The following is a 23,901-nucleotide window of genomic DNA, read 5'->3' on the forward strand; positions in this document are numbered from 1 at the left end:
TGGCGCATTCTAACAGTTTGATCGATCGATCAGTTCATGATCGGTTTCCGACGCTGCTGCAGAAGGAATTGTCACCATGACCGACCTCGCCACCGTGGATTTCTTCTCCGATCCGGCGGTCAGCCAGTCGCCCTACGAATACTGGGACCACCTGCGCGCGCAAGGCCCGGTGACCCGGGAACCGCACTACGGGGTGGTGGCGGTGACCGGCTACCGGGAAGTCATGGCGGCGTTCAAGGATCACGACTCGTTCTCGGCGGTCAACGCGATCGGCGGACCGTTCCCGCCGCTGCCGTTCACCCCGGAGGGTGATGACATCAGCGAGCAGATCGAAGCGCACCGTCACCTCTTCCCGATCCATGAGCACATGGTCGTGATGGATCCGCCGGCCCACGAGAAGGCGCGGTCGCTGCTGAGCCGGCTGCTGACACCGCGCCGCCTCAAGGAGAACGAGGACTACATGTGGCAGCTGGTCGACAGCCAGATCGACCAGTTCATCGGCAACGGCCGTTGCGAGTTCCTCTCCGAGTACGCCAAACCCTTTGCCACCTCGGCGATCATCGACCTGCTCGGGGTGCCGGCGGAGGATCGACCCGAGTTCCTGGCTGCCCTGGGTGCCGAGAAGCCGGCCGGTACCAGTGTCGGTGCACTCGACGGCGAGCCGGTCGGACTCGATCCGCTGCAGTACCTCGACGACAAGTTCCTCGGCTACCTGACCGAACGCCGGCGCGAACCCCGCGAGGATGTCCTCAGTGGGATGGCGACGGCGACGTACCCCGACGGTTCCACTCCCGAGCTCATCGAGGTGGTCAAGCCCGCGACCTTCCTGTTCGCCGCCGGCCAGGAAACGGTGACCAAGCTGCTCAGTGCCGCGGTCCAGGTACTCGGCGACCGGCCCGAATACCAGCAGCTGCTGCGTACCGAACCCGACCGCATCCCGAACTTCATCGAGGAAGCGGTGCGGATGCATTCGCCGACCAAGGTCGACTTCCGGCTGGTCCGCAAGACGACCACGCTGGGCGGGGTACGCCTACCCGCGGGCACCATCGTGATGTTGTGCCTGGGCGCGGCGAACCGGGATCCCGACAAGTTCGAAGACCCGCACGAGTTCCGGCCCGACCGAAAGAACGTGCGCGAGCACATCGCCTTCGGCCGCGGTATCCACACCTGCGCCGGTGCACCGTTGGCCCGAGTCGAAGGCCAGATCACCGTGCGCAGGCTGCTGGACCGGATGTCGGAGATCAGGATCGACGAGTCGGTGCACGGTCCCGCCGACGCGCGCACCTACACCTACGAGCCGACCTTCCTGCTGCGGGGATTGACCCAATTGCGCATCGAGTTCACTCCCGCAGCGGGGTGAACCCACCGCGGTTACGGGCCGGCGTCCTCGTCGGCCCATTCCGCCAGCACCCGCTGCTTCTGTTCACTGATCACCTGGTTCAGGTTCGAGGCCTTGGGCCAGCCGCAGTGGGCAGCGAAATGGAGTGCCAGTTCATCCATTTCGTCGAAGGACAGATCTCTGCTGCGCAGTGCGGCATAGACATGGCTGAGGATGGGATACGGGGCGTCCTGGAAGGCGACGCAGGCGACGGTGATCAACCGGCGCTCCCTCATGCCCAGCCCGGGCCGTAACCACATCTCGCCGAACACGAAGTTCAGGATCCCGGCACCGTGAAAGGGATTGTCGCGCGGCGGTGCGTACTCCAGGCAGTTGATGTCCTTGAACGCTTGTTCACCGGCGGCGAGCCGCGTCTCGGGATCAGCGGAGGTGTCGAGCGGCAGCAACCGCGGGGGTGCGGGTACCTGTCCACCGCGCTCACGGTGGATGCGATCCCACTGTTCGTCGACCATCGAGTTGAAGCGCGATGCCTTCGGCCAGCCGCCATAGACGGCGAAATGTAAGACAGTTTCCTGCATTTCGGTGATGGTCAGATCGCCGCTGTTCAGTGCCGCGTACACGTGATCGCGCAGTGGCGCCTCGGCGTCGGCGTCCGCCACGCAGGCCAGCGTGACGAAGCGGCGATCTCGCCGGCTCAGCGCGGGCCGTTGCCATACATCGGCGAACACGAACTCCAGCATGCGCGATGCCGCGGGGCTGGGGTCGTCGGGCGCCGGGATGGTCATCACATCGGCGAACGCCTGCCTGCCGCGCTCGCTCATCGGATGGTCACCCCGGCGTCGACCTTGAACTCGAGTCCGGTCACATACCGCGATTCGTCGGAGACCAGGAAGAGCACCGCGTTGCTGATGTCGACGGCCTCGGCCATCACGATCGGCATGGCGTTCTGGAAGATCGGTGCCAGGTCGGGGCGTTTCTCCACCAGCAGGGTGTGCAGCGACGCCGGTTGCATACCGGTCTCGACACCGGTCGGGTGCACGGTGTTGACTCGGACACCTACCGCGGCAAGTTCATTGGCGAGTGCCTTGCTCATCCCGACGACGCCGTGTTTGGAAGCGGTGTAGGGCGTGTGCAGCGGGCTGCCCTTGATCCCGGCCGCCGAGCTGATGTTCACCAGTGCGCCGCCGTGTTCGACGAGGTGGGGTAGCGCGGCCGCACAGGTGTTCCAGGTGCCGATCAGGTTGACGTCCACCACGGTGCGCCACTGAGCCGTCGTCGTGGTGTCCCACGTCCCGGCGGTCAGCACCCCGGCGTTGGCCACGGCGGCATCCAGCCCGCCGAGCTCGGCCACTCCCGCGTCCACGGCCGCGGACAGCGCCTCGGCGTCACGTACGTCCACGATATGGGTGACAGCTCGGCGACCGAGTTCGGTTATCAGACGGGCTGTTTCGGCGAGATCGTCGGCGCTCGACAGTGGATACTCCACTTCTGGCAGCGATTCGCAGATGTCGACCAGAATCAGGTCGGCGCCCTCCTGAGCCAACCGGATGGCATGGCTGCGACCCATTCCTCTTGCGGCACCGGTGATCAGGACGCGCTTGCCCGCGATGCGGCCGCTCATAGCTTGTTGCAGAAGCCGGCGTCGACGGGGAATGTCACCCCGGTGACGTACTTGGCCGCGTCGGAGACCAGATAGCTCAACGCCGCGCTGATGTCTTCCGGTTCCAGTAGCCCGACCGGCATCGGGTTCTGCAGATGGGGACCGCCATCGGGATAGTGCTCCAGGAAGGCGGTCATGGCGGGGTTGACGGCCATCATGGTGTTGACCGCGGTGGGGTGCACCGTGTTGACCCGAATACTCTGCGGTGCAAGCGCGTTGGCCAGCGTGCGCATCAGTCCCACCACCCCGTGCTTGGAGGCCGCGTAGCCCAGTCCGCCGCCCTGTGACCCGCCGAAGCCGCGTAGTCCGGCGGTCGAACTGGTGAAGACGATGGCGCCGCCGCGCCCGCCGGCGATCAGGTGTCCGACGGTGGCCTTCGCGGTGTGGAAAGCCCCGGTCAGATTCACGTCGATGGCCGCCGCCCACATGTCCAGGTCGTCCTCGATACTCACCTCGCGGAAGGCGGTCGGAGCGATGCCGGCGTTCGCGCACACGATGTCGAGTCGGCCGAAATGTGTGACGCCGGCGTCGACGGCGTCCTTGACCGCGTGGAAGTCGCGGACATCGGCGACCGTAGCCAGCATCTTGGCTCCGGCGGCCTCGACGAGGGCGACCGTCTCGTCGAGTTCGGCGCGGCCGGCCATCGGATAGCCGTTGGCCGGGATGTCGGCACAGATGTCGATCCCGATGATGTCGGCGCCCTCGGCGGCCAGTCGCACCGCGTGGCTGCGTCCCTGACCTCGGGCCACGCCCGTGATGAAGGCGACCTTGCCGTCCAATGAGCCCATTCGTCCTCGCTTCGTCGCGGGCGCCGCCCGGGAAGGGCGACCCACCTGGAGTAACCGGGTTACACCAGGTACGGTAACCGAGTTACTGCGCGGCGACAAGGGGAGATGGTGGCTGAGATAGAAGATCGGCTGCTCGCGGTTGTCGTCGAGATCCTCGAGACCGAGGGCTACGACGCGGTCCAGTTACGGGAGGTCGCACGCCGTGCGCGGACCTCGTTGGCCACCATCTACAAGAGGTACTCGACCCGCGAAGACCTGATCCTGGCGGCGCTCGAGGCGTGGCAGGACGAGCACCGCTACTCCGCGGTCAATCTGCGAAGCCGGGCCGCGGGAGAGTCGCTGCACTCGGCGCTGATGGCGCTGTTCCGGACCATCTTCGAACCCTGGGAACACAACCCCGGGATGCTGACCGCCTATTTCAGGGCCCGATCGTCACCGCGGGGTCAGCAGTTGTTCCGGCGTGGCGTGGACATCGTCGCGCCGGCCGGCTTGGAGCTGATGGCGGATGTCGATGGCGAGTTCGTCGCCGATCTGAACAACGTGGTGTCCAGCGTGGTCTACGGTCTGCTCGGCCGGTTTGTTGCCGGTGAGATCACCAATACCGAGATCCTGCCCACCCTGGACCGCACGGTGTACTGGCTCACCGCAGGTTATGAGGCGACGAAACGGACTGCCGCAGAGTGAGTCAGGGGACGGACAGTTTTCCTTCCAGGATCGTCAGGGATGCGGCCAGGGACTCCTCCGGCAGCGGTGTCTCGTGCGAGGCGGAGATCAGGACCCCGACGATCGCGCCTGCGATGACCCGGCGTTCCAGCGGATCCGACGGTGCGTCGGGACGGTGGACCAGAGCATCGGCAATCAAGCCGATCAGCCGGACGTACTCGGTGTAGACCAGGCCGCGCGCCTCGGGTACCTCGTACATCAGCCGTTCCCCGGCGATGGTCTCGTCGCGTTCGGCCGGCGTCAGTCCGCCGAACACCTCCGCGACAGCATGTCGGTATGCGGCGATGATCGGCAGGTCGGCGGGCGCCTTGGCGAATGCGTCCACGATCGGCCCGATGTGGCGGTCCGAGAGCAGCACCGCTTCCTTGACCCCGAAGTAGCGGTAGAAGGTTCGCGGCGAGACGTCGGCTGCCGCGGCGATCTGATCGATCGTGGTATCGGCGTATCCCTGCTGGGTGAACAGTTCGAAGGCCGCCCGGCGAATGGCCGTGCGCGTCTGGATCTTCTTGCGTTCCCGCAGACTGGTTGCGCTATCTGGTGCCGACACCCCTCTATTGTTCCCCACCTGTTCGGGAAACTGCTTGCGGAGTCAACTAACCAGTGTGCTCACTGCGCCGCTGCTGCATCCCGGTACTGTTCTGGCGTGCCCGATGACCTCTGGACAGCCGCGACTCGGCATCCGTTTCTCGACGCGGTGCGCGAGGGCACCATCACCGACGGTGCCTTCGATCGGTGGCTGTGCCAGGACGCGCTGTTCGTCGCTGACCTACTGACCTTCCAGGCCCGGCTGCTGGCGCGTGCCCCGCGCGCCGCGCAGGGCACCCTGGTCGGCGGATGCGCGGCGCTGGTCGCCGAACTGGACTGGTTCGCCGAGCAGGCCGCGGTGCGCGGTCTCGATCTCGACGTGCCGGCATTGCCCACGACTCTGCGGTACCGGAATCTGCTGCAGCGTCTCGATGATGCGCCCTACCCGGCCGCCGTCACCGCGCTGTGGGTGATCGAACGGGTGTATCTGCTGGGGTGGACCTCGGCGAAATCCCCGACGTCTCCCTTCGGGGAGTTCATCGACCACTGGACCGTCCCGGACTTCGCCGGCTACGTGGATGCGCTCGGCGCACTCGCCTCGGCCGACGAGCACCGGGATCTGATCGCCGAGGTGCTGCGATTGGAAGTGGACTTCTGGAACATGGCCTCCGATGATTCCGACCAGGAGGACCCGGTCTCGTGAGTTTGTCAGCGCAGTTGTGGTCGGAGAACGCCGATATCGTCGCCGAGGTCCAGGCCAACCCGTTCGTCCGCGGAATCGGGGACGGTTCCCTGGACCGCGGGTTGTTCGCCGGATACATCGCCCAGGACGCGTTCTTCCTCGAATCCTTCGCCCGGGCATACGCATTGGCGCTGGCGCGCAGCACCGATACCGAGACGCTGCTGACCTTCGCCGATCTGCTGGCCGGGGTGCGCGAGGAGTTGGGGCTGCACGCCTCCTACGCGGCCGAGTGGGGCATCGACATGGCCGGGGTCGAACCGGCCGCGGCGACGCTGGCCTACACCGAGTTCCTCCTGGCCACCGCGGCCACCGGGGGTCTGGGTGTGGTGTGCGCGGCGATGACACCGTGCATGCGGTTGTACGCCCACCTCGGGCGATCGCTGGACGCGAGCGCGGCGGGCCCCTACGCGGCGTGGGTGCGGACCTACGCCGACCCGGGATTCGAGGAGGTCGCCGCCCTGCTGGAGCGACTGCTCGACAAGCTCGGCGAGGACAGCCCGGCGCTGCGGGCGGCCTACCGTCGAGCCATGCGCCTGGAACTGCAGTTCTTCACCGCGGCGCTGACGCCGCAGGACTAGCCCTGCGGCGCTGCGGTTTTGGTGAGCGCAGCGTGGATCGCCGCGTTGAAGGCCGGCAGATCGTCGGGGGAGCGGCTGGTGATGAGGTTGCCGTCCACCACCACCTCCTCATCGACCACCGTGGCGCCGGCATTGCGTAGATCCGTGCGCAGGCTGGGGTAGGAGGTCAGCGTGCGTCCGTCGGCCACCCCGGCCTCGACCAGCGTCCAGGGCCCGTGACAGATGACCGCGACCGGCCGCCCGGAGTTGACGAAGTCCCGGACGAAGGCCACCGCCGCCGCATCGGAGCGCAGCTTGTCGGCGTTGACCGTGCCGCCGGGCACGACCAACGCGTCGAACTCGTCGACACCGGCCTTCCCGACCGCCCGGTCCACCGTGAATTCGCCGGCCGGTTCCAGGTCGTGGTCGCGTGCGGCGATCGTGCCGTCGGACAGCGACAGCAGCTCAGTGCTGCCGCCGGCGTCCTCGATGGCGCGGCGCGGTTCCTCGAGCTCTCGGCGTTCGACGCCGTCGGTGGCCAGGATGGCGACCTTCATATCGTGCAGTGTTTCGCTCATGACCATGGGCATGCCCGCTACGGGCGCACCCAAACATGGGTGAGCTACCCCAGGTAGATGGCGAACACCGTGATCACGAGCACGGCCAGCCAGCTCTCCATGGCGATCTTGAGCCACCGCGGCGCGTGATTGACCTCCATGAAGGACCGGATGACGATCCGGCACTTGACGTACATCATCACCAGCACCAGTGCGGTGACACTCGTGCTGGGCTGCATGGTCTCGGTGAAGTGCGCCGGAGCCAGCCACCAGGACCCGACCGTGATGAGGACCAGAACTGCCCACGCCCACAGCAGCTTGCGTTCGGTGGTGGTGCCACCGGTTGTCGATGTCGTCATGTCACCTCATCACATACAGCAGTGCGAAAATGACGACCCACAACAGATCGACCATGTGCCAGTACGTCGCGCCGGCCTCGGCCATGGAGATACGCCGGCGCGCGGGGTTGCGCAGATCCCGGATCACCACCCCCAGCACGATCAGCCCGATGAATACGTGCAGGAAGTGCACGCCGGTGATCACGTAGTAGAAGGAGAAGAACTCGTCGGAGTTGGTGTAGCCGGCACCGATCTTCGCCGCCCACTCGTAGCCCTTCAGTGCCATGAACACCACACCACATGCGCCGGCGCTGTAGACGAAGCGGATGGCCCGCCGGTGATCACCCGCGCGGGCGGACAACACGCTGCGTGCGATGAACCACGAGCTGGTCAGCAGCACAACGGTATTGACGACGCCGATATTGACGTCGAGGTGCTGCTGGGCGCGCAGGTATGCCTCGGGCGACATGCTCCGGTAGATCATGAAGATGACGAAGTAGCTGGAGAAAACGAGGATGTCGCCGAGCACCATCACCCACATGTGGATGTCGCCGGGTAGGTGCCCGGAGCTTGGCACCGGCGGCTGCGCGGTTCGGCCGGTTTCGGGTGCGGTCGCCGTCGGCGACGAGTCAGATTGTGTCATCCGGCGGTCAGCCCTCGGGGGTCCACACCGGCGTCCGCGGGTTCTTCGCGGGCCGCCGCGTTACGGAGTATGAAGATCAGTGCGCCGAGCCAGATCGAGAAGATGACGACGGCCACCCAGAAGGCGATCGAACCGTTCCAGGCGAACGGGCCGGAGGGGAACACGAACATCTGGGTGGCGATGACCTCGGTGACGATCTGCCAGATGGACAGGTAGGCGAACCACTTGGGGAAGATCTCGTTCTTGTCGTACAGCACGGCGATGGCCACCGCCAGGTACGCCGCGCTGAAGCAGCCCAGAGAACCGTTGTAGGACAACATCCCCAGGTCATAGAGCAGACTGATGAGTTCGGGATCACGGTCGGGGCGGAAGGTCGCGGTGAGGAAGCAGACGGACACCAGCAGGAACCCCGGTAATGCGCCCACACCCATCCCACCGATGTAGGCATAGGCCAGCACCGGCCCGGTCGACATCCTCGACATCTGGTACGCCACCAGCGCATTGGTCATTGCCGCGCCCCCGAGCAGGATCAGCAGGAGGACGAAGCCGATCTGAATCGTCAAGGCATGGGTGGTCACGAAGGCCACTTTGTCGGCGGCGCTGACATCGGGTCGCGGCGGCGGTGTCACCCGCGCGAGCAGGCAGATGATGACACCGAAGGCGGCGTACCAGACCGGGAAGAACCAGGTGACGAACCGGACGTCGGGCTTACCGGCCGGCGACTTGTCCGGGGCGGTGACGTAGCGGTCCGGGGACAGAATGCTCATCGGGCCGCCGGCGCCCCCACGCCGGCCTGCGGGCCGCCGGCGCCCGGATCGGCGATCACGCCGTCCTCGACAGCCTGCCGCAACACCGCGGCGCGCAGCACGAAGAACATCACGATCATGAAGGCCGCGAATGCGCCGTTGCGCAGCCAGAACGATATGAGCCCGTCCCAGGCCAGCGGGCCGGTCTGAAAGACCGCCGCGCAGGCCGAGGGCATCATGGCCAGCCCGGTGATCAGGGAATACGTGCCGACCCAGCGCGGAAACACCGGGTCGGGACCGGTGTCGAACTTCACCGCCACCGCGAGCAGCATGAACTGGCAGAACACCATGCCGATCGGGGCGATGAGAACGATCCAGGCCAGATCGTTGAGCAGCATCGTCAGTTCGGGATCGCGCTCCGGGCGAAACGCCGCCACCAGGAAGAAGATGTTCGACAGCGCGAAAAACGTTGCGCCACTGACCAGGGCGGTCAGATAGCAATATGCGAAGACGTGGCTTTGGCCATGCATGCGTTTCATCTGGGCGACGATCACCATGAAGAACGGCACCACCATGATCCCGCACAGATTGAACGTCACCTGGCTGAACCGGATCCAGGCGGTGTTCTCCGCGTAGAACCGGGCCACCTCTTCGGCGGGCAGCGTAGGTGACATCGGGGGCCAGAAGCCCGGGAACGCCACCAGTGCGACCAGGAGAACCAGACCCACGGCGGGGCCACTCCAGAGGCAGACCCATTGGGCCCTGATGTTGCCGGCTTTCGGCAGGTCTTGTACCTGCTCAAGGATCTGCACCCGGGCCTCCAATATGACTCAAGTCAGCATCGCTCCGGTTTGTCGGGGCGCTCGTCCGAAACCCGCATCACCGGACCAGTGTCCTTTGCATGGAGGGTGATCCGGGATGACCTTGTGAGGTGAACGGTAACAGCGAGGGTGGTCCGTGCCAAGAGAAAACCTGATTCAAGTCAGTTTGGAAGTCCATCGCGATAAGGTCGCGGTTATCCGAGGACACGAATCGAGGTGCCGGTCCCGTGCCGAAGATCGCTACCGACAAGCGACCCACCAAGGGGCTCCAGACCCGGGAGCGCCTGCTGGGAGCCGCCATTGTCGAGTTCACCCGCGCCGGTGTGGCCGGTGCCGACATCGCCACCATCGTGACGGCGGCGGGCGTCGCGCACGGCACCTTCTTCTTCCACTTCCCGACCAAGGAGCACGTCCTGGTCGAACTGGAGAAACGGGAAGAGGAGCGGATGGCGGCCGAACTCGATCGCCAGTTCGCCGAGCCTCACGATGTGCGTGCCACGTTGGTCGCCGCGGTGACCGCGCTGGAGAAACTCAAGATCCGGCTGGGTCCGCTGCTCTTCAAAGACTTTATCGCCCTGCACTTTTCGGCCAAGACGGTGCAGACCAACGAGTGGGCCAACCACCCGTTCATCGTCGCCGTGATATCGGACCTGCAGCGGGCGCAGGAAGCCGGTGGCCTCCCCGCCGGTGCGGACATCCTGCACAACGGCATCTCCTACCTGGTGGGCTTGTACGCGCTGCTGATCACGGTTCCCGAATCGATGTCCGAACCGTTCATCGACCAGCTCGTCACCACCTATCTGCGCGGCCTCGGGGCGGTGCCGCCCCCGGGTGCCGGCTGAGCCTGCCGCCGCTCGCCGACACGATAGTGTTTCGGGGAAGTCAACGAGGAACGGAGCGGCCATGGCGGCGGTGAACGGGCCGTCTGCGCGCGAGACGAAGCGCCTGCAGACCCGTGAGCGATTGATGGGCGCCGCGGTCGCCGAGTTCAAACGCGCCGGGATGGCCGAGGCCGACGTCGCTGCCATCGTGGCCGCCGCGGGCGTGGCGCACGGCACCTTCTTCTTCCACTTCCCGACCAAGGAGCATGTGCTGCTGGAGTTGGAGAACCGCGAAGAGGACCGGATGGCCAAGCAGTTCGGCCGCTTCCTGGCCAAGAATCATGATCTGGAAGCCGCGTTGACCGAGGCGGTCCGACTGGTGCTCAGCCTGGAGCGCCGGCTCGGTGTGTTGCTCTTCAAAGATTTTCTGGCCCTGCACTTCTCTCAGACTCGACCCACTTCGGAGGACGGCGGGGACCACTCCTTGGTGGTACTGCTGGCCGACCGGATCGAGCAGGCCCGCGTTCTCGGTGAGCTGGATCCCGAGGTCAATCCGATGAACAGCGCGGTGTTCTTCCTGTTGTGCCTCTACGCATTGGCGATCACCACCAACGACCCGATGCGCGCCGAACTGTTGAAGGATCTGGTCAAGCGGACACTGCGCAGCGTGGCCGCCGGCGCCTGAGTCTTGTCAGTGGCCGATTTTGTTGACTACAGTCAGTCGCCATGCGCAGATCCGCCGCTGCAGCGACACAAAGTGGGCTTCCTCTCGAAGGCCATATGGAGGCGTCCCGGCTGGCGCAGCGCCAGGCCGACAAGTGGCTGATCAGCGGGAGCATCCTGATCGGCACGGCGGCGCTCGGTATTTTCGGCCTGCCGCTGTTTCTCCGCGGCGTCTGGTTGCTGCGGCGCGCCCAGCAGAACGGGCTGTCGGTTCGGCCGATGATGGTCACCCTGCTGGGCTACCTGGTCATCATCGATGCGGCGATCAACACCGTCGGGTGGGCGCTCGACACGGTCGGCAGCCATACGCTGTTGGCCCGGGTGTTGCTCAACGGCTGGGGGCACATGTTCGATGCCGGCTACTTCTGGCATTTCAACGAGATGTGGGTCGGCGGTGCCGCCGGGCCGGGTGAGAAGGCCATGGAAGTGGGCATGATCGTCACGGTCTTCACGATGCGCATCGCGGCCGGTATCGGGTTCCTGCAGATGAAGCGCTGGGGCCAGCAGTGGATGATCGTCACCTGCTGGATGGGTGTGGTCATCTGGGTCATCTATGTGTTCAACATGACGATGTATGCCGATGTGCGCTATGCCGGAGTCATCTTCCCGGTGATCGGTTGGTGGCTCTACGACATCTTCTACATCACCCCCTTCCTCGCGATCCCGTACCTGCACACGGTCAACCGCGAGATCTTCACGGACTGACACCGCACCCGCGGGCACCTGACAAACATGACATGAGTCAGTGACTGGGTTCAATGAAGCGCTCCGGCAGTCTGCTCGTTGCCTGCACGCTACGTGCCCTGAGCTGCAAGTACTGGCCTCCCGTGCGCGAACGCGATCGCTTTTCGGTCTTCAATCATTGACTTGAGTCAATCAGTGAACTAGAAACAATGCATCATGACCCAGCAGCTCAAGCCCACCGCGCGGGACGCCCGTCGTCTTCAGACGCGGGAACGCATCCTCGGTGCCGCCATCGCCGAGTTCAAGAGCGCGGGCATGGCGGGCGCCGAGGTGAACACCATCGTGGCGGCCGCGGGTGTTGCCCACGGCACCTTCTACTTTCACTTCCCGACCAAGGAACATGTCCTGCTGGAGCTCGAGCGGCGCGAGGAAGCGCGCGTCGCCGCCGACTTCGCCCGGTTCCTGGATGAGCCGCACGATCTGGCCGGCGCACTGACCGCGGTGACCGCGCTGGTCGCCGGTATCGAGCGCAGGTTCGGCCGCCCGCTCTTCAAAGAGCTTCTTGCCCTGCATTTTTCGCCTTCGCGGCCGGAGTCCGAGGACTGGACCGATCGCGCCGTGATCGTGCTGCTGGTCCGTGAGATCGAACAGGCTAGCCGGGCCGGAGCCGTGCACCCGGAGGCGGACGCCTTCTACAGCGCCGTGTTCTTCCTGCTGGGCGTGTACGGCGTGCTCAGCACCAACGACGACGCGGAGATCCGCGCGGCGACGCTCGACAAGCTGGTCGCCTCGGCGCTTCGCGGCCTGCACATCCGATGAACCCCAAGCAAGGAGACCCGAGAAGTGGACTATGTGTGGGAAGTACTGCGATACGTTGCGGCCTGGGGAGGTACCGGCCTGATCATCTGGTTCTGGTACTGGATGTTCTCCAATATCGGCACGTTCTGAACGCGCACCGGCAATGACCGAACTCGATGACGCATCGGCGATGGCGCTGGAACGTAGCTGTTCGCTGACGGCGGTCGCACTGAGCGACGAGGCCCGGTTCGGTGCGCGCCTGGTCACCGGCGAGCACCGCGGATTCGGGCTCAACCATGCGCGCACCTTCATTCACGTCCCGTACCCGCCGCTGCGCAGGGACTGGACTCGTCGAACCCTGACGTGCGGTGTCGCACTGCAGTGCTCGGCGTCCAAGGACCGGGTCGGGGAGTACCGGATCAACGAACTCTCGGGCCGCGAGCTGCGGGCACTCACCCTGGTGGAAGCCGGCGTGGCACTCGGCTGGATCGCCACCCGCTGGCCGGGACTGATGCCCGAATTCACCAGAGTGCTACCGGAACTAACACCGACGGATCCGGACACCGACGCGCACACCATGATCAGTCGGGCCGTCGAACTCGCCCGCACCGACGACGCCGTCTCGTGCGACCCACTCATCGGCCGGCTGCCGGAGGTCTTCACCGCACCCGACGGACTCGCCGACAAGATGCGTCGACAGTTCGGGCGGATGCCCTGGACCACCTCCCAGAAACGGATGCCGCAGCCGTACTCGGTGCCCGTCGGCGGCGACGGCGGGGTCCGCAATCCGAACCTGCCACCGCCGAGCCGCCCCCAGGACAACGATATGGACGTCGCGCCGGATCACCGGCCCGGAATTCCGTACCCGGAGTGGAACTCCTGGACCGAGAGCTTCATGCCCGATCACGTCGCGGTGCTGGAGATGGCCCGCGACACCCGGGTCGGCGCGGCCACGACGGGCTCGGCCGATCTGCGGAAGTGGTTCCAGGAGCACACCCACCGAGCCATGACCAACCGGCTGGAGGACGGTTCGGACCTCGACATCGACTCCTATGTCCGCCACTACGTGGACCTGCAGACCGGGGAGGCCGGCGAACCACGACTCTTCCGCGAACTACTGCCCAGCAACCGCGATGTCAGCACCGCGCTGTTGCTGGACGGCAGCTCATCGCTGGGCGTACACGGCGGGCGGGTCTTCCGGCTGGAATTGGCGTGCGCCGACGCATTGTCGCGGGCGATGACCCACGCGCGGGAACGGCACGGCATCTTCGTGTTCACCGGAAACACCCGGCACCGGGTGGAAGTGCGCTGCCTCAAAGACTTTCCGGAACTGCGCTTCGTACCGCCCAGCGGGCTGGGCCTGTCCACCGGCGGGTACACCCGACTCGGCGCGCCGATCCGGCACCTGACCAGTCGGCTGCTGGGGCAACCGTCCGAACGGCGACTGCTCATCATCATCGGCGACGGAATGATCTCCGACGAAGGCTACGAGGGTCGCTACGCCTGGGCCGACGCGGCGCACGCCGTCGAGGAGGCCAACGATGCCGGCGTTTCCGTCTACTACGTCGGAGTGGGGCCCGCCCGGGTGGACCCGCTACCCGAGGTGTTCGGACCCCGTCGATCACAACGAATCCGGCGCGTCGAGGACCTGCCTCGCGTGCTCGCCCATGTCCACCGTGAGTTGGTCAGCGCATGACCACCGAATCAGAGGAAGTCAGATGAGTAGCGACACCTACTACGCCAGCGGCAACGAGGTACAGCTCTTCGAACAGGCCTACACCCGCAAGATCCCGGTCATGCTCACCGGTCCGACCGGGTGCGGCAAGACCCGGTTCGTCGAGCACATGGGATCGCTGCTGGGCCGGCCCGTCGTCACCATCAGCTGCCATGACGACCTCACCAGCTCGGATCTGGTCGGTCGCTTCATGGTCACCGGTGGCGACGTCATCTGGACCGACGGCCCGCTCACCCGGGCCGTCAAGAACGGAGCGATCTGCTACCTCGACGAGGTCGTCGAGGCGCGGCACGACTCGCTGGCGATCCTGCATTCGCTGACCGACCACCGGCGCACCCTGTATCTGGACCGGTCCGACGAAATCGTGCAGGCGCCGGATGAATTCATGGTGGTGTGCTCCTACAACCCGGCCTACCGGAGCTCTCTCAAGGAGCTCAAACCGTCCTTCCGGCAACGCTTTGTCACCCTGCCGATGGGCTACCTGCCGCCCGAACAGGAGGCCGCCGCGGTCGTCTCGGAGACCGGCATCGACCTCGCGGCGGCGCAGCGGCTCGTGCAGTGCGCCATCGCGATCCGCACCGCGGACGAGGCATTCCATTTCGAACCGCCGTCGACCCGGGTGCTGGTCACCGCGGCCCAATTGATTGCCGCAGGTGCGGGTGAGCTGGAAGCCGCCGAGGCCTGCATTCTCGCGCCGCTGAGTACCGACGGCGCCATCAGCGAAGGGCTGCGCGAAGTGGCCGCGGCCGGCCTCCTCACCTCCGACACTCTCTAGGAAGGGATTTCGACATGGTCGATCAGAAAGAGAAGAAGCGTAAACGGGCACTCATCGTGTTCCAGATCGTCGTCTACGGCTATCTGCTGGTGATGTTCCTCATCCAGCTGTACATGTCCTTCGAACGTGGCTGGTGGTACCTGTGAACGTGCCGTTACTCGGTCGTAAGGGCAACGACAAACCGGCTGAGAACCGCAGCGGATCAGTCAGTCTGGAAGATCATCATGACGCCTCCAAGGCCGCCCAACGCCGGGCCGATAAATGGTTGATCGTCGGCGCCGCGCTGATGGGGATGTGGGTGCCCGGACTCATCGGCTTCCCGATCTTCATGCGCGGTGTGTGGCTGCAGCGCCAAGCCCAGCTCGCGGGCCTGTCGGTGCGTCCGATGATCGTCACCCTCATCGGTTACCTGGTGCTCATCGACGGCATGCTCAACAGCCTCGGCTGGTCCTTGGACCTGGTCGCCAACCACACCCTGATCAACCGGGTGCTGATGATCGGCTGGGGCCACATGTTCGATGCCGGGTACTTCTGGCATTACAACGAGATGTGGGTCGGCGGCGCCTCCGGGCCCGGTGAGAAATCGATGGTGCTCGGCATGATCATCACCGTCTTCGCGATGCGGTGCGCCGCGGCCATCGGGTTCCTGCAGATGAAGCGCTGGGGGCACCAGTGGATGATCGTCACCTGCTGGATGGGTGTGGTGATCTGGGCGATCTACGTCTTCAACATGACCATGTTCGCCGACGTCCGCTACGCCGGCGTCATCTTCCCGGTCATCGGCTGGTGGCTCTACGACATCTTCTACATCACCCCCTTCCTCGCGATCCCGTATCTGCACACGGTCAACCGCGAAATATTCACGGACTGAAGGAGCGATACCGTGACCACACCCACCGACACGACCGAAGACGCCGCCGAGAACCTGCCGCCGGGCACCACGCCCTACTACGCGCGCATGCACAAGTACATCAAGCGGGCGGTCTTCGTCTGCCTTGTCGCTCTCGTCATCGAGGGCGCCTTCACCCTGCCGTTCATGGCGGTCTACTACGGGTACCCGACGTTGAGCCTCACCCAGATCTGCAGCGAGCTGTTGAAGGTGCGCTACTCCGATGACGCATTGGAGTGCAAGTTCCCGTACCCGCCGCTGGGCCCGCCGGAGGGTGCGGAGGGCAAGGACACCGCCCGCGACATCTGGGGTGTTCAGCCGATCCCGCAGTACGACCGGCTCGGATTCCGCGAACTCGTCGACCGGTACGAGGCCCGCCAGGCAAAGCTGGCCGAACAACAGCAGGGCGGCTGAGGTGTCCGATCGACTACGTGTGATCCAGTGGGCCACCGGCAATGTCGGCAGCCACGCCGTCGCCGCCGTACATGAGCATCCTGACCTCGAGCTGGTCGGCGCCCGGGTCTACAACGAGGACAAGGCCGGCCGGGATGTCGGCGAGGTCTGCGGGATCGGCGCAACCGGGGTGATCGCCACCGCCGATACCGAAGAGATCCTCGCCCTCGACGCCGACTGCGTGCTCTACATGGCGGAGGGGGAGTGGAATCCGCCGGCCGCGCTCGACGACATCTGTCGGCTGTTGGCCTCGGGTAAGAACGTGGTGTCCACCGCCGTCACCGCCTGGATCTACCCGGCCAGCGTCGGCCAGGAAGCGGTGGATCGCCTCGAAACTGCGTGCCGCGAAGGACAGAGTTCCTTCCACGCCACCGGAATCCAACCGGGCTGGGCGGCCGAGGTGTTGCCACTCACGATGTCGGGTCTGTTCCGGCGCATCGACTCGCTGCTGGTGCAGGAGTTGATGGACTACACCACCTACAACGTGCCGTTCGTGCTGTTCGACGTGATGGGGTTCGGCAAACCACCCGGCGAGCGGGTGCCGATGGACGAGGCAGCCATCGGTGGTTTGTCCTTCAAGGCGCCGCTGATGCTGCTGGCCGAGGGGCTCGGTGCCACCATCGAGGACTACATCTGGGAACGCGAAGTCGCCGTGACCGACAAGCCGATCGAGATCAAGGCGGGGCGCATCGAGGCCGGAACCGTCGCCGCGCAACGGTTTTCCTACACCGCGGTGATCGATGGCCGGCGGGCGCTGACGGTGGAACACATCACCCGCATCGGTGCCGAGCAGGCCCCGCACTGGCCCAACGGGCGCGGCTGGAAGATCACCGTCGAGGGATTGCCGTCGATGGTGCTCGAATCGCGCATCGCCACCCACGGTGAGGATGACACCGACCAGGGCTGCCTGGGCACCGCCATGCACGCGGTACACGCCGTCGCCCTGGTCTGTGCGGCTGCACCGGGCATCCGCACCTTCCTCGATCTGCCCACCATCGTCGGCCGCGGTGTGCTGTCGAAGGGGACTCGGCCATGACCTACCGGGTGATCCAGTGGATGACCGGTGATGTCGGTCAGGTCGGTATCCGGCACTTCGCGCAGAACCCGGTGTACGACCTCGTCGGCGTCCTGGTGCACACACCGGACAAGGTCGGCAGGGACGCCGGTGACATCGCCGGCATCGCACCGACCGGCGTGATCGCCACCGACGACCTCGACGCGATGGTCGCCCTGGACGCCGACTGCGTTTTCTACACGCCGGTGATCATGGACGTCGACACCGTGTGCCGGCTGCTGCGCTCCGGGAAGAATGTGGTGACCACCAGCGGATTCTTCCATCCCTCAGCGGATTTCGCGGCCCCGGCGGAGCAGATCCGGGCGGCCTGCGCCGACGGCGGCACCAGTTTCTACGGCGGCGGCATCCACCCCGGCTATGCGGGCGACCTGCTGCCGCTGACGCTGGCCCGGGTGATGAGCAGGGTCGACACCATCCACGTCTACGAAGTCGTCGACGTGCTCAAGGACGCGCCGCTGGACCATATCGACTGGATGGGGTTCGGCAAGGACCGCGACCGTTTCCTGTCCGAACCGACGATCCTGGGCCTGGGCCTGCCGTTCTTCGCCCAGTCCATGTACATGATCGCCGACGGACTCGGGGTACAGATCGACGAGGTGACCGCGGCGGAGGTCGACGTGGCCACCGCGCGGACGCCGATACCGCACGAGCAGGGCGCGATCGGACCGGGCACCGTGGCCGCCCAGCGACACGAATGGACGGCGTGGGTCGACGGCCGGCCGCTCATCGTCTTCCACGCGATCTATCTCGCCGGCAGCCCGGACCAGCGCGAGCCCGCCTGGGACTGGGGAGAGACCCGGTACGAGATCGTCATCGACGGGGATCCACCGACCGAGCTGACACTCAGAGGAGTACGCGGGCCCGACGGCGAGATGGTGCACCCGGGTTACGACTGGACGGCGATGGCCGCGATCAACGCGATCCCCGAGGTGTGCGACGGTCCGCCCGGCTGGCGTACTCACCTGGACCTGGGCTTGATACGGCCACGCGGACTGGTGCGGACATGACCGGTACGCACGTGCTGCCGCACATCCGTTACGAGGATCTGCCGATGACACGAGACCGCGGCGTCGGCTGGGCGGCGCTGCGGGGCCTCGGGCCGGTGGTGCGCGGCGACGACTGGTACTACCTGACCCGCCGCGAGGATGTGTTGGCCGCACTGCGGAATCCGGCGGTGTTCTCCTCGGGCATCGCCTACGACGACATGATCAGTCCGGTCCCGCTGGTGCCGTTGGGATTCGACCCGCCCGAGCACACCCGCTACCGACGCATCCTGCACCAGTTCTTCAGCCCGCAGACGCTGGGCGCGTTGCTGCCGTCGCTGCAGTCCCAGGCGATCGAGATCATCGACGAGATCGCCGCGCGCGACAGCTGTGAGGTGATGGCGGATCTGGCGACGCCCTACCCGTCGCAGGTGTTCCTCACCCTGTTCGGGCTGCCACTAGAGGACCGGGAACGGCTCATCGGCTGGAAGGACGCGATCATCGCGTTCAGCCTCACCACCGACCCGTCCAGCGTGGACCTCACTCCGGCGGTCGAGCTGTACACCTACCTGACCGAAGCCGTCGGCCGGCAACGTGAGCAACCGCGCGAAGGGATTCTGTCGGACCTCCTGCACGCCGAGGAGCCGCTCACCGACGACGAAGCCGTCGGGTTGTCCATGGTCTTCGTGCTCGCCGGGCTGGACACCGTCACCTCCACGATCGGGACGACAATGGTGGAGCTTGCCCGTCGGCCCGATCTGCGCAGGGCGCTGCGCGGCGATCCGGAGGGGGTCGCGGTGTTCGTCGAGGAGATGATCCGGCGCGAACCCGCCGCCCCGGTGGTCGGCCGGGTCACCACCCAACCGGTGACCGTCGCCGGGGTGAGCTTGCCGGCCGGCGCCGACGTCCGGCTGTGCCTGGGCGCCATCAACCGCGACGGCACCGACCTCCACTCGGTCGACGACTTCGTGTTGGACGGAAAACTGCACAAGCACTGGGGTTTCGGCGGCGGACCACATCGTTGCCTCGGCTCGCACCTGGCCCGTATGGAACTGCGACTGGTGGTTGGCGAATGGCTGGCCCGGATCCCGGAGTTCCGGCTGGCACCCGGGTACATCCCGGAGATCATCTGGCCGTCCCCGACCTGCACGCTGCCCACCCTGCCGCTGCTGCTGCACTGAGGGACTTTCCGATCCCGCCGATTTGATCTCTTCCGGATCCGCGGCATTCACGCGATCGTGAATCCTGACCAATGCCCGGATGACGATCGATAGGCCGAGACTTCCCATGACCGACAGCACCGTCGTGGAACGTCTCTCGGCCGATGTCCTGGTGATCGGTGGCGGGCCCGCAGGCACCTGGGCCGCGATCCGGGCCGCGGAAGCCGGCGCCGTTGTGGTGCTCGCGGACAAGGGCTACACCGGGACCAGCGGCGCCACCGCGTCGGCGGGCACCGGGCTCTGGTACGTCGAGGACGACCCCGATCTGCGGGAGGCGGCGATCGCCAACCGGGAGAAGGTGGGCGCCGGACTCACCGAACGCTCCTGGATGACCCGGGTGCTCGACGAAACCTACTCCGTCATGCACGAACTGGCGCGGGTGCAGCGTTACCCGTTCCCGGTCGGCCCAGACGGCGAACTGCTCATGGAGGATCTCCAGGGCCCCGAGTGCATGAAGCGTCAGCGGCTGCGGGTGCAGCGACTCGGCGTGCGCATCCTCGACCACACCCCGGCGCTGCACCTGCTCGCCGACGACGCCGGTGTGGTGTCCGGAGCGGTGGCCGTGCAACGCCGGACCGGGCGCACCGTCCGTATCGAGGCCGGTGCCGTCGTGCTGGCCACCGGCGGGTGTGCATTTCAGTCCAAGACGCTGGGCTGCGATGTGGACACCGGCGACGGCGCGTTGATGGCCGTCGAGGCGGGTGCCCTGCTGTCGGGTATGGAGTTCTCCAACGCGTACGCCATCGCCCCGAAGGGCACCGGGGTCACCAAGAACGCCTTCTACAACTGGGCGACGTTCTACCGTGCCGACGGATCGGTGTTCGAGGTTCCGCGCTCCAAGGACCGCACCCTGATGGCGCAGACCTTGCTGACCGAGCCGGTACTGGCCCGCATCGACAAGGCGACCGCGCGCGAGCAGGCCATGATGCGCACCGCGCAGCCGAACTTCTTCCTCAGCTTCGACCGGCTCGGGATCGACCCGTTCACCGAGCGCTTCGAGATCACCCTGGTGACCGAGGGCACCGTCCGCGGCACCGGTGGCATCCGGATTGCCGGAAGTGACTGCGCCACCGACGTTCCCGGTCTGTATGCCGCGGGGGACACCGCCACCCGGGAACTGATCGCCGGGGCATGGACCGGTGGCGGCGCGCACAACGCCTCCTGGGCGGCCTGTTCGGGCGGCTGGGCCGGAGCGGGCGCCGCCGCATTCGCCCGGCAGCGGGGTGCCCCACCGCCGGCGACCCACCCGGTGGGCGCACCGGGGCCCACAGATCACCGCGAGGTGATCGCCGAGGTACGCGCACAGGTGATGCCCTACGAGATCAACTGCCTCCGCCACGCCGAACGGCTCGGACCGGCGTTGGTGCGGTTGAACGGCATCTGGGCCGCCACCCGATCCGATCGCGAGCTCCAGGGCGAGAACGCATTCCGGGCCCGCGAGGCCGCGGCGATGCTCGCGCACAGCCGCTGGATGTACCACGCCGCGTTGCAGCGCACCGAGAGTCGCGGCATGCACCGGCGTTTCGACCACACCGAGATCGACCCGCGGCAGCAGTACCGGTTGCTGACGGGCGGGCTCGATGAACTCTGGAGCCGGCCGGAACCGGAATGGCTGGCCGCTCGTGACGGGGGGCAGGCCGCGTGATCGAGATCTTTTCCGCCGACCGGTGCATCTCCTGCGACAAGTGCATCGACGTGTGCCCGACCCGGGTGTTCGATCGCGGTCCAGACGGACTTCCGGTGATCGCCCGACAGGACAACTGCCAGACCTGCTTTCAGTGCGAGGCCTACTGCCCGACCGATGCACTGTTCGTGGCGGCACAACTGGAACCGGTGCCCGACGGATCCCCGTACAAGGATCTGCAGCACGTCACCGACACCGGTCTGCTGGGCTCCTATCGCCGGGCGCTGGGCTGGGGCAAGGGACGCACCCTGGGCGCGCGCATCGCCATTCAACCCGAAATGCCCTGAGCGGTCACGGTGCCGGGTTGTCCCGGTCGTAATCCTTGAACGACGGCACCTTCCTGGCCAACAGCCAGACCACCAGCAGCATCGCGATGCCACCGGCCAGCAGTGGACTCCAGATGGCGAACACGCTGGCCACCGCACCGGTCACGACGTCGCCGACCCGCGGCCCGCCGGTCACGATGATGCTGAAGATGCTCTGCACCCGGCCACGCAGGTGGTCGGGTACCGCGGCCTGCAGGATCGCCCCGCGGAAGATCACCGAAATACCGTCCGCAGCGCCGCCGATGGCCAGAACGGCCGCGAGCGCCGCCACCGCAGCGTTGTTGACTTCACCGGAACGCGGTAACAGCACCGCCCACAGCAGGATGAGACCGGCAACGGCGATCACCGCTGCGTAGACATAGGTCACCACCAGGATCGCGAAGCCTTGCCGACGAACCGATCCGGTCCACCCGGAGAACAACGAGGACAGCACCGCGCCGGCGGCGCCGGCCGCGGACAACACCCCGACAGTGGTGACCCCGCCGCCCAGCGTCACCGCGCCCAGGGCAGGGAACAGCACCCGGGGTTGAGCGAAGGCCATCGCCACCAGATCGACGGTCAGGGCGAACCGGATATTGGCGGCCCGCCGGAGGTAGTCCAGACCGTCGAGCACCGAACGCAGCGCACCGACCGCCGCGGCACGGGCCTCGTCCACCGGTCTCAGCGCGGGTAGCGACCAGATGCCGAGGAAGGCCGCGGTATGCAGCACCGCATCGACGAGATATGCCGATTGAAACCCGCCGGCGCCGACCGCGCCGGCGGCCAGCAGCGGACCGACCGTCGCCATCAACCCCATGCTGATGCCATTAAGGGCGCCGGCAGCCGGCAGCAATTCCTTGGGCAGCAGCCGGGGAACGATGGCTCGCCGGGTGATTCCGCCGACGGTATTGGCCACCGAGTTGACCGTGGCGGCGAGGTAGAGCACCCACAGCGAGGTGCCATCCAGGAATGCGTGGGCGGTCAACACGATGATCGCCAGCCAGGAGATAACCGAGGACATCATTGCGACCCGGCGGCGATCGAAGCGGTCGGCCAGCGTCCCGCCGTACAGTCCGATCACCACGATCGGTGCCAGCGCGATGCCCGCGATCAACGAGACCGCGAAGGTCGACGAGGTGATGGCGTACACCTGCAAAGCGACGGTCACCACGGTCATCTCCTGACCGATGCTGCCCAGGGTGGTGCCGAACCAGAGTCGGCCGAAGGCCCTGCTGTGCCGGAACAGGGTGAGATCCAGCAGCAGTCCGCCGCGGATATCGCGCCAGGTCGAGGTGCGAGGGGGCCGAGTCACCGGACGAGCTTACGGGCGGGATCCGCGGCCCACTCCGACAGTGACCCCACGTAGAGGTGGGCCGGTATGTCCAGCAGGGCGAGCGCCAGGACTTCCAGCGCGGCCGCCACACCGGAGCCGCAATAGGTCGCCGGCCTGCTGTGCGGCCCGATTCCGCGGGCGCCGAAGACCGCCAGCAAGTCCGGTTCGCTCTTGAGATATCCGCGTGCGTCGAACAATTCGGGCAGCGGCACATTTCGGGCGTCCGGAATGTGGCCGGCAGCAGGGTTGGTCGGGTCGCTGAACCGGGCGGCCGGACGGGCATCGAGAAGCTGTCCCCGCGCGGCGAAATCGGGCACTGCGATCGCCTCGACGATCGGCAGCCGGCCCGGTCTGATCTCGAATCGGCTTTCCGCACGGGTGGTTTCGGCACTGGTCAGCAGACCGCCGTGGCAGGCCCAACCGTCGAGGCCGCCGTCGAGCAGTCGCACCGATTCGACACCGGCCCAGCGCAGCAACCACCAGGCGCGGGCAGGGGCGGGGGAACGCGTCGCGCCGTAGACCACGACCGGGGTTCGGGCATCGATACCCCAGCGGCGCACCTTCTGCTCCAGTACATCGGGCTCCGGCAGTGGCCGGGCGCCGTTGGCGCCGGTGCTGGTGCCGGCGAGATCGTCATCGATATCGACGAACTGCGCGCCGGGAATGTGGCCGGCCCGAAATGCGTCCGGGTCGGCCGAATCGGACGCCTGGGTGTGTCGCACATCGAGCAGGACGACATCCTGGCCCGACGCCAGTGCTGTACCCAGATCGACGGGGCTGATCAGATGCGCCTCGCGCGCCGCGTCGCTCACTGTGTGTTCTCCTCTGGCGGTCCCCGGATCTGGCACAAATACGGTCGTAACGTATTTGTCCGATCTGGCGCCGCACCAAAGAATCGGTGTGACGCGAAGGCGGCCGGGCCGGCCGCCCGCTCCGCGAAACATGCGCTCACCTGCGGCTGTTCATAGGTTGCGGTACCCGCGC

At 66.4% G+C, this 23,901-nt stretch carries 29 protein-coding genes; 18 read left to right on the forward strand and 11 right to left on the reverse strand.

The window, feature by feature from the left end; all coding sequences use genetic code 11:
• Window positions 1-76: 76 nt before the first annotated feature.
• Window positions 77-1,360 (forward strand): cytochrome P450, encoded by a 1,284-nt coding sequence (locus K0O62_RS02330; RefSeq protein ID WP_073855504.1) that lies wholly within the window; start codon window positions 77-79, stop codon window positions 1,358-1,360.
• A gap of 11 nt (window positions 1,361-1,371) precedes the next feature.
• On the opposite strand, the gene K0O62_RS02335 is transcribed toward K0O62_RS02330, so the two are convergent.
• From K0O62_RS02335 to K0O62_RS02345, 3 genes are read right to left on the reverse strand one after another with little or no spacing between them, the layout of a single operon-like run.
• Window positions 1,372-2,160 (reverse strand): carboxymuconolactone decarboxylase family protein, encoded by a 789-nt coding sequence (locus K0O62_RS02335; RefSeq protein WP_073855505.1) that lies wholly within the window; start codon window positions 2,158-2,160, stop codon window positions 1,372-1,374.
• Window positions 2,157-2,960 (reverse strand): mycofactocin-coupled SDR family oxidoreductase, encoded by an 804-nt coding sequence (locus K0O62_RS02340; RefSeq protein ID WP_073855506.1) that lies wholly within the window; start codon window positions 2,958-2,960, stop codon window positions 2,157-2,159. The genes K0O62_RS02335 and K0O62_RS02340 overlap by 4 nt, the downstream gene beginning before the upstream one ends.
• Window positions 2,957-3,787 (reverse strand): mycofactocin-coupled SDR family oxidoreductase, encoded by an 831-nt coding sequence (locus K0O62_RS02345; RefSeq protein ID WP_073855507.1) that lies wholly within the window; start codon window positions 3,785-3,787, stop codon window positions 2,957-2,959. The genes K0O62_RS02340 and K0O62_RS02345 overlap by 4 nt, the downstream gene beginning before the upstream one ends.
• A gap of 105 nt (window positions 3,788-3,892) precedes the next feature.
• Here K0O62_RS02345 and K0O62_RS02350 point away from each other — a divergent pair, with 105 nt between their 5' ends.
• On the forward strand, window positions 3,893-4,471 hold the full coding sequence (locus K0O62_RS02350) for a TetR/AcrR family transcriptional regulator (RefSeq protein ID WP_073855508.1): 579 nt from the start codon (window positions 3,893-3,895) through the stop codon (window positions 4,469-4,471).
• 1 nt (window position 4,472) lies between these two features.
• Here K0O62_RS02350 and K0O62_RS02355 read toward each other — a convergent pair whose 3' ends face one another.
• The gene (locus tag K0O62_RS02355) at window positions 4,473-5,057 is read right to left on the reverse strand and encodes a TetR family transcriptional regulator (RefSeq protein WP_073855509.1); all 585 of its coding nucleotides are present in this window, start codon (window positions 5,055-5,057) and stop codon (window positions 4,473-4,475) included.
• 96 nt (window positions 5,058-5,153) lie between these two features.
• Between K0O62_RS02355 and K0O62_RS02360 the strand changes: the two genes are divergently transcribed.
• Both K0O62_RS02360 and K0O62_RS02365 read left to right on the forward strand, forming a co-directional pair.
• Window positions 5,154-5,738 carry a TenA family protein gene (locus K0O62_RS02360; protein ID WP_073855510.1) on the forward strand — a complete coding sequence of 195 codons (585 nt, stop codon included), beginning with the start codon at window positions 5,154-5,156 and terminating at the stop codon, window positions 5,736-5,738.
• Window positions 5,735-6,355, forward strand: coding sequence for a TenA family protein (locus tag K0O62_RS02365; RefSeq protein ID WP_073855511.1), 621 nt, complete (start codon window positions 5,735-5,737; stop codon window positions 6,353-6,355). Before K0O62_RS02360 ends, K0O62_RS02365 begins: the two co-directional genes overlap by 4 nt.
• Here the strand turns inward: K0O62_RS02365 and K0O62_RS02370 are convergent.
• The 5 genes from K0O62_RS02370 to K0O62_RS02390 are packed head-to-tail and all read right to left on the reverse strand — an operon-like array spanning window position 6,352 to window position 9,430.
• The gene (locus K0O62_RS02370; protein WP_073855756.1) at window positions 6,352-6,912 is read right to left on the reverse strand and encodes a DJ-1/PfpI/YhbO family deglycase/protease; all 561 of its coding nucleotides are present in this window, start codon (window positions 6,910-6,912) and stop codon (window positions 6,352-6,354) included. The two genes, K0O62_RS02365 and K0O62_RS02370, sit on opposite strands and share 4 nt — an antisense overlap.
• Before the next feature lie 44 nt (window positions 6,913-6,956).
• Window positions 6,957-7,250, reverse strand: coding sequence for a cytochrome C oxidase subunit IV family protein (locus K0O62_RS02375; protein WP_073855512.1), 294 nt, complete (start codon window positions 7,248-7,250; stop codon window positions 6,957-6,959).
• A 1-nt stretch (window position 7,251) separates the two neighbouring features.
• Window positions 7,252-7,872 (reverse strand): cytochrome c oxidase subunit 3 family protein, encoded by a 621-nt coding sequence (locus K0O62_RS02380; RefSeq protein ID WP_073855513.1) that lies wholly within the window; start codon window positions 7,870-7,872, stop codon window positions 7,252-7,254.
• Window positions 7,869-8,639 carry a hypothetical protein gene (locus K0O62_RS02385; protein WP_073855514.1) on the reverse strand — a complete coding sequence of 257 codons (771 nt, stop codon included), beginning with the start codon at window positions 8,637-8,639 and terminating at the stop codon, window positions 7,869-7,871. Before K0O62_RS02385 ends, K0O62_RS02380 begins: the two co-directional genes overlap by 4 nt.
• Window positions 8,636-9,430 (reverse strand): hypothetical protein, encoded by a 795-nt coding sequence (locus K0O62_RS02390; protein WP_073855757.1) that lies wholly within the window; start codon window positions 9,428-9,430, stop codon window positions 8,636-8,638. Before K0O62_RS02390 ends, K0O62_RS02385 begins: the two co-directional genes overlap by 4 nt.
• A 236-nt stretch (window positions 9,431-9,666) precedes the next feature.
• Here K0O62_RS02390 and K0O62_RS02395 point away from each other — a divergent pair, with 236 nt between their 5' ends.
• The 14 genes from K0O62_RS02395 to K0O62_RS02455 all read left to right on the forward strand — a co-directional run bounded on the left by K0O62_RS02395 (window position 9,667) and on the right by K0O62_RS02455 (window position 21,566).
• A complete protein-coding gene (locus K0O62_RS02395; protein WP_073855515.1) occupies window positions 9,667-10,281 on the forward strand; it encodes a TetR/AcrR family transcriptional regulator in 615 nt (204 codons plus the stop codon).
• Window positions 10,282-10,342: 61 nt separating this feature from the next.
• Window positions 10,343-10,945, forward strand: a complete 603-nt coding sequence (locus K0O62_RS02400) for a TetR family transcriptional regulator (RefSeq protein ID WP_073855516.1) — start codon at window positions 10,343-10,345, stop codon at window positions 10,943-10,945.
• 41 nt (window positions 10,946-10,986) lie between these two features.
• The gene (locus tag K0O62_RS02405) at window positions 10,987-11,688 is read left to right on the forward strand and encodes a hypothetical protein (RefSeq protein WP_073855517.1); all 702 of its coding nucleotides are present in this window, start codon (window positions 10,987-10,989) and stop codon (window positions 11,686-11,688) included.
• A gap of 195 nt (window positions 11,689-11,883) precedes the next feature.
• Window positions 11,884-12,486 (forward strand): TetR/AcrR family transcriptional regulator, encoded by a 603-nt coding sequence (locus K0O62_RS02410; RefSeq protein ID WP_073855518.1) that lies wholly within the window; start codon window positions 11,884-11,886, stop codon window positions 12,484-12,486.
• A gap of 142 nt (window positions 12,487-12,628) precedes the next feature.
• The gene (locus K0O62_RS02415) at window positions 12,629-14,161 is read left to right on the forward strand and encodes a nitric oxide reductase activation protein NorD (protein ID WP_073855519.1); all 1,533 of its coding nucleotides are present in this window, start codon (window positions 12,629-12,631) and stop codon (window positions 14,159-14,161) included.
• A gap of 22 nt (window positions 14,162-14,183) precedes the next feature.
• Entirely contained in the window at window positions 14,184-14,975 is a 792-nt protein-coding gene (locus K0O62_RS02420; RefSeq protein WP_073855520.1) for a CbbQ/NirQ/NorQ/GpvN family protein, read from the forward strand.
• A gap of 14 nt (window positions 14,976-14,989) precedes the next feature.
• Entirely contained in the window at window positions 14,990-15,121 is a 132-nt protein-coding gene (locus K0O62_RS28850) for a hypothetical protein (protein WP_264002244.1), read from the forward strand.
• Entirely contained in the window at window positions 15,118-15,846 is a 729-nt protein-coding gene (locus tag K0O62_RS02425) for a hypothetical protein (RefSeq protein WP_372512832.1), read from the forward strand. The genes K0O62_RS28850 and K0O62_RS02425 overlap by 4 nt, the downstream gene beginning before the upstream one ends.
• A gap of 87 nt (window positions 15,847-15,933) precedes the next feature.
• Window positions 15,934-16,278, forward strand: coding sequence for a hypothetical protein (locus tag K0O62_RS02430; RefSeq protein WP_372512842.1), 345 nt, complete (start codon window positions 15,934-15,936; stop codon window positions 16,276-16,278).
• Between the two features lies 1 nt (window position 16,279).
• The gene (locus K0O62_RS02435) at window positions 16,280-17,353 is read left to right on the forward strand and encodes an NAD(P)H-dependent amine dehydrogenase family protein (protein ID WP_079244073.1); all 1,074 of its coding nucleotides are present in this window, start codon (window positions 16,280-16,282) and stop codon (window positions 17,351-17,353) included.
• Window positions 17,350-18,399: an NAD(P)H-dependent amine dehydrogenase family protein gene (locus K0O62_RS02440; protein ID WP_073855523.1), complete on the forward strand. Its 1,050-nt coding sequence runs from the start codon at window positions 17,350-17,352 to the stop codon at window positions 18,397-18,399. Before K0O62_RS02435 ends, K0O62_RS02440 begins: the two co-directional genes overlap by 4 nt.
• Window positions 18,396-19,556 (forward strand): cytochrome P450, encoded by a 1,161-nt coding sequence (locus K0O62_RS02445; protein WP_073855524.1) that lies wholly within the window; start codon window positions 18,396-18,398, stop codon window positions 19,554-19,556. Before K0O62_RS02440 ends, K0O62_RS02445 begins: the two co-directional genes overlap by 4 nt.
• Window positions 19,557-19,662: 106 nt before the next feature.
• Complete coding sequence (locus tag K0O62_RS02450) at window positions 19,663-21,240, forward strand: FAD-binding protein (RefSeq protein WP_073855525.1); 1,578 nt, start codon at window positions 19,663-19,665, stop codon at window positions 21,238-21,240.
• Window positions 21,237-21,566 carry a 4Fe-4S dicluster domain-containing protein gene (locus tag K0O62_RS02455; protein WP_073855526.1) on the forward strand — a complete coding sequence of 110 codons (330 nt, stop codon included), beginning with the start codon at window positions 21,237-21,239 and terminating at the stop codon, window positions 21,564-21,566. The genes K0O62_RS02450 and K0O62_RS02455 overlap by 4 nt, the downstream gene beginning before the upstream one ends.
• 4 nt (window positions 21,567-21,570) lie before the next feature.
• On the opposite strand, the gene K0O62_RS02460 is transcribed toward K0O62_RS02455, so the two are convergent.
• Entirely contained in the window at window positions 21,571-22,896 is a 1,326-nt protein-coding gene (locus K0O62_RS02460; protein ID WP_205870640.1) for an MFS transporter, read from the reverse strand.
• Window positions 22,893-23,729 (reverse strand): sulfurtransferase, encoded by an 837-nt coding sequence (locus K0O62_RS02465; RefSeq protein ID WP_165636959.1) that lies wholly within the window; start codon window positions 23,727-23,729, stop codon window positions 22,893-22,895. Before K0O62_RS02465 ends, K0O62_RS02460 begins: the two co-directional genes overlap by 4 nt.
• Between the last annotated feature and the right edge of the window lie 172 nt (window positions 23,730-23,901).

This window comes from Mycolicibacterium diernhoferi, from assembly GCF_019456655.1.
In the GTDB taxonomy this organism is placed as follows: Bacteria; Actinomycetota; Actinomycetes; order Mycobacteriales; family Mycobacteriaceae; genus Mycobacterium; species Mycobacterium diernhoferi.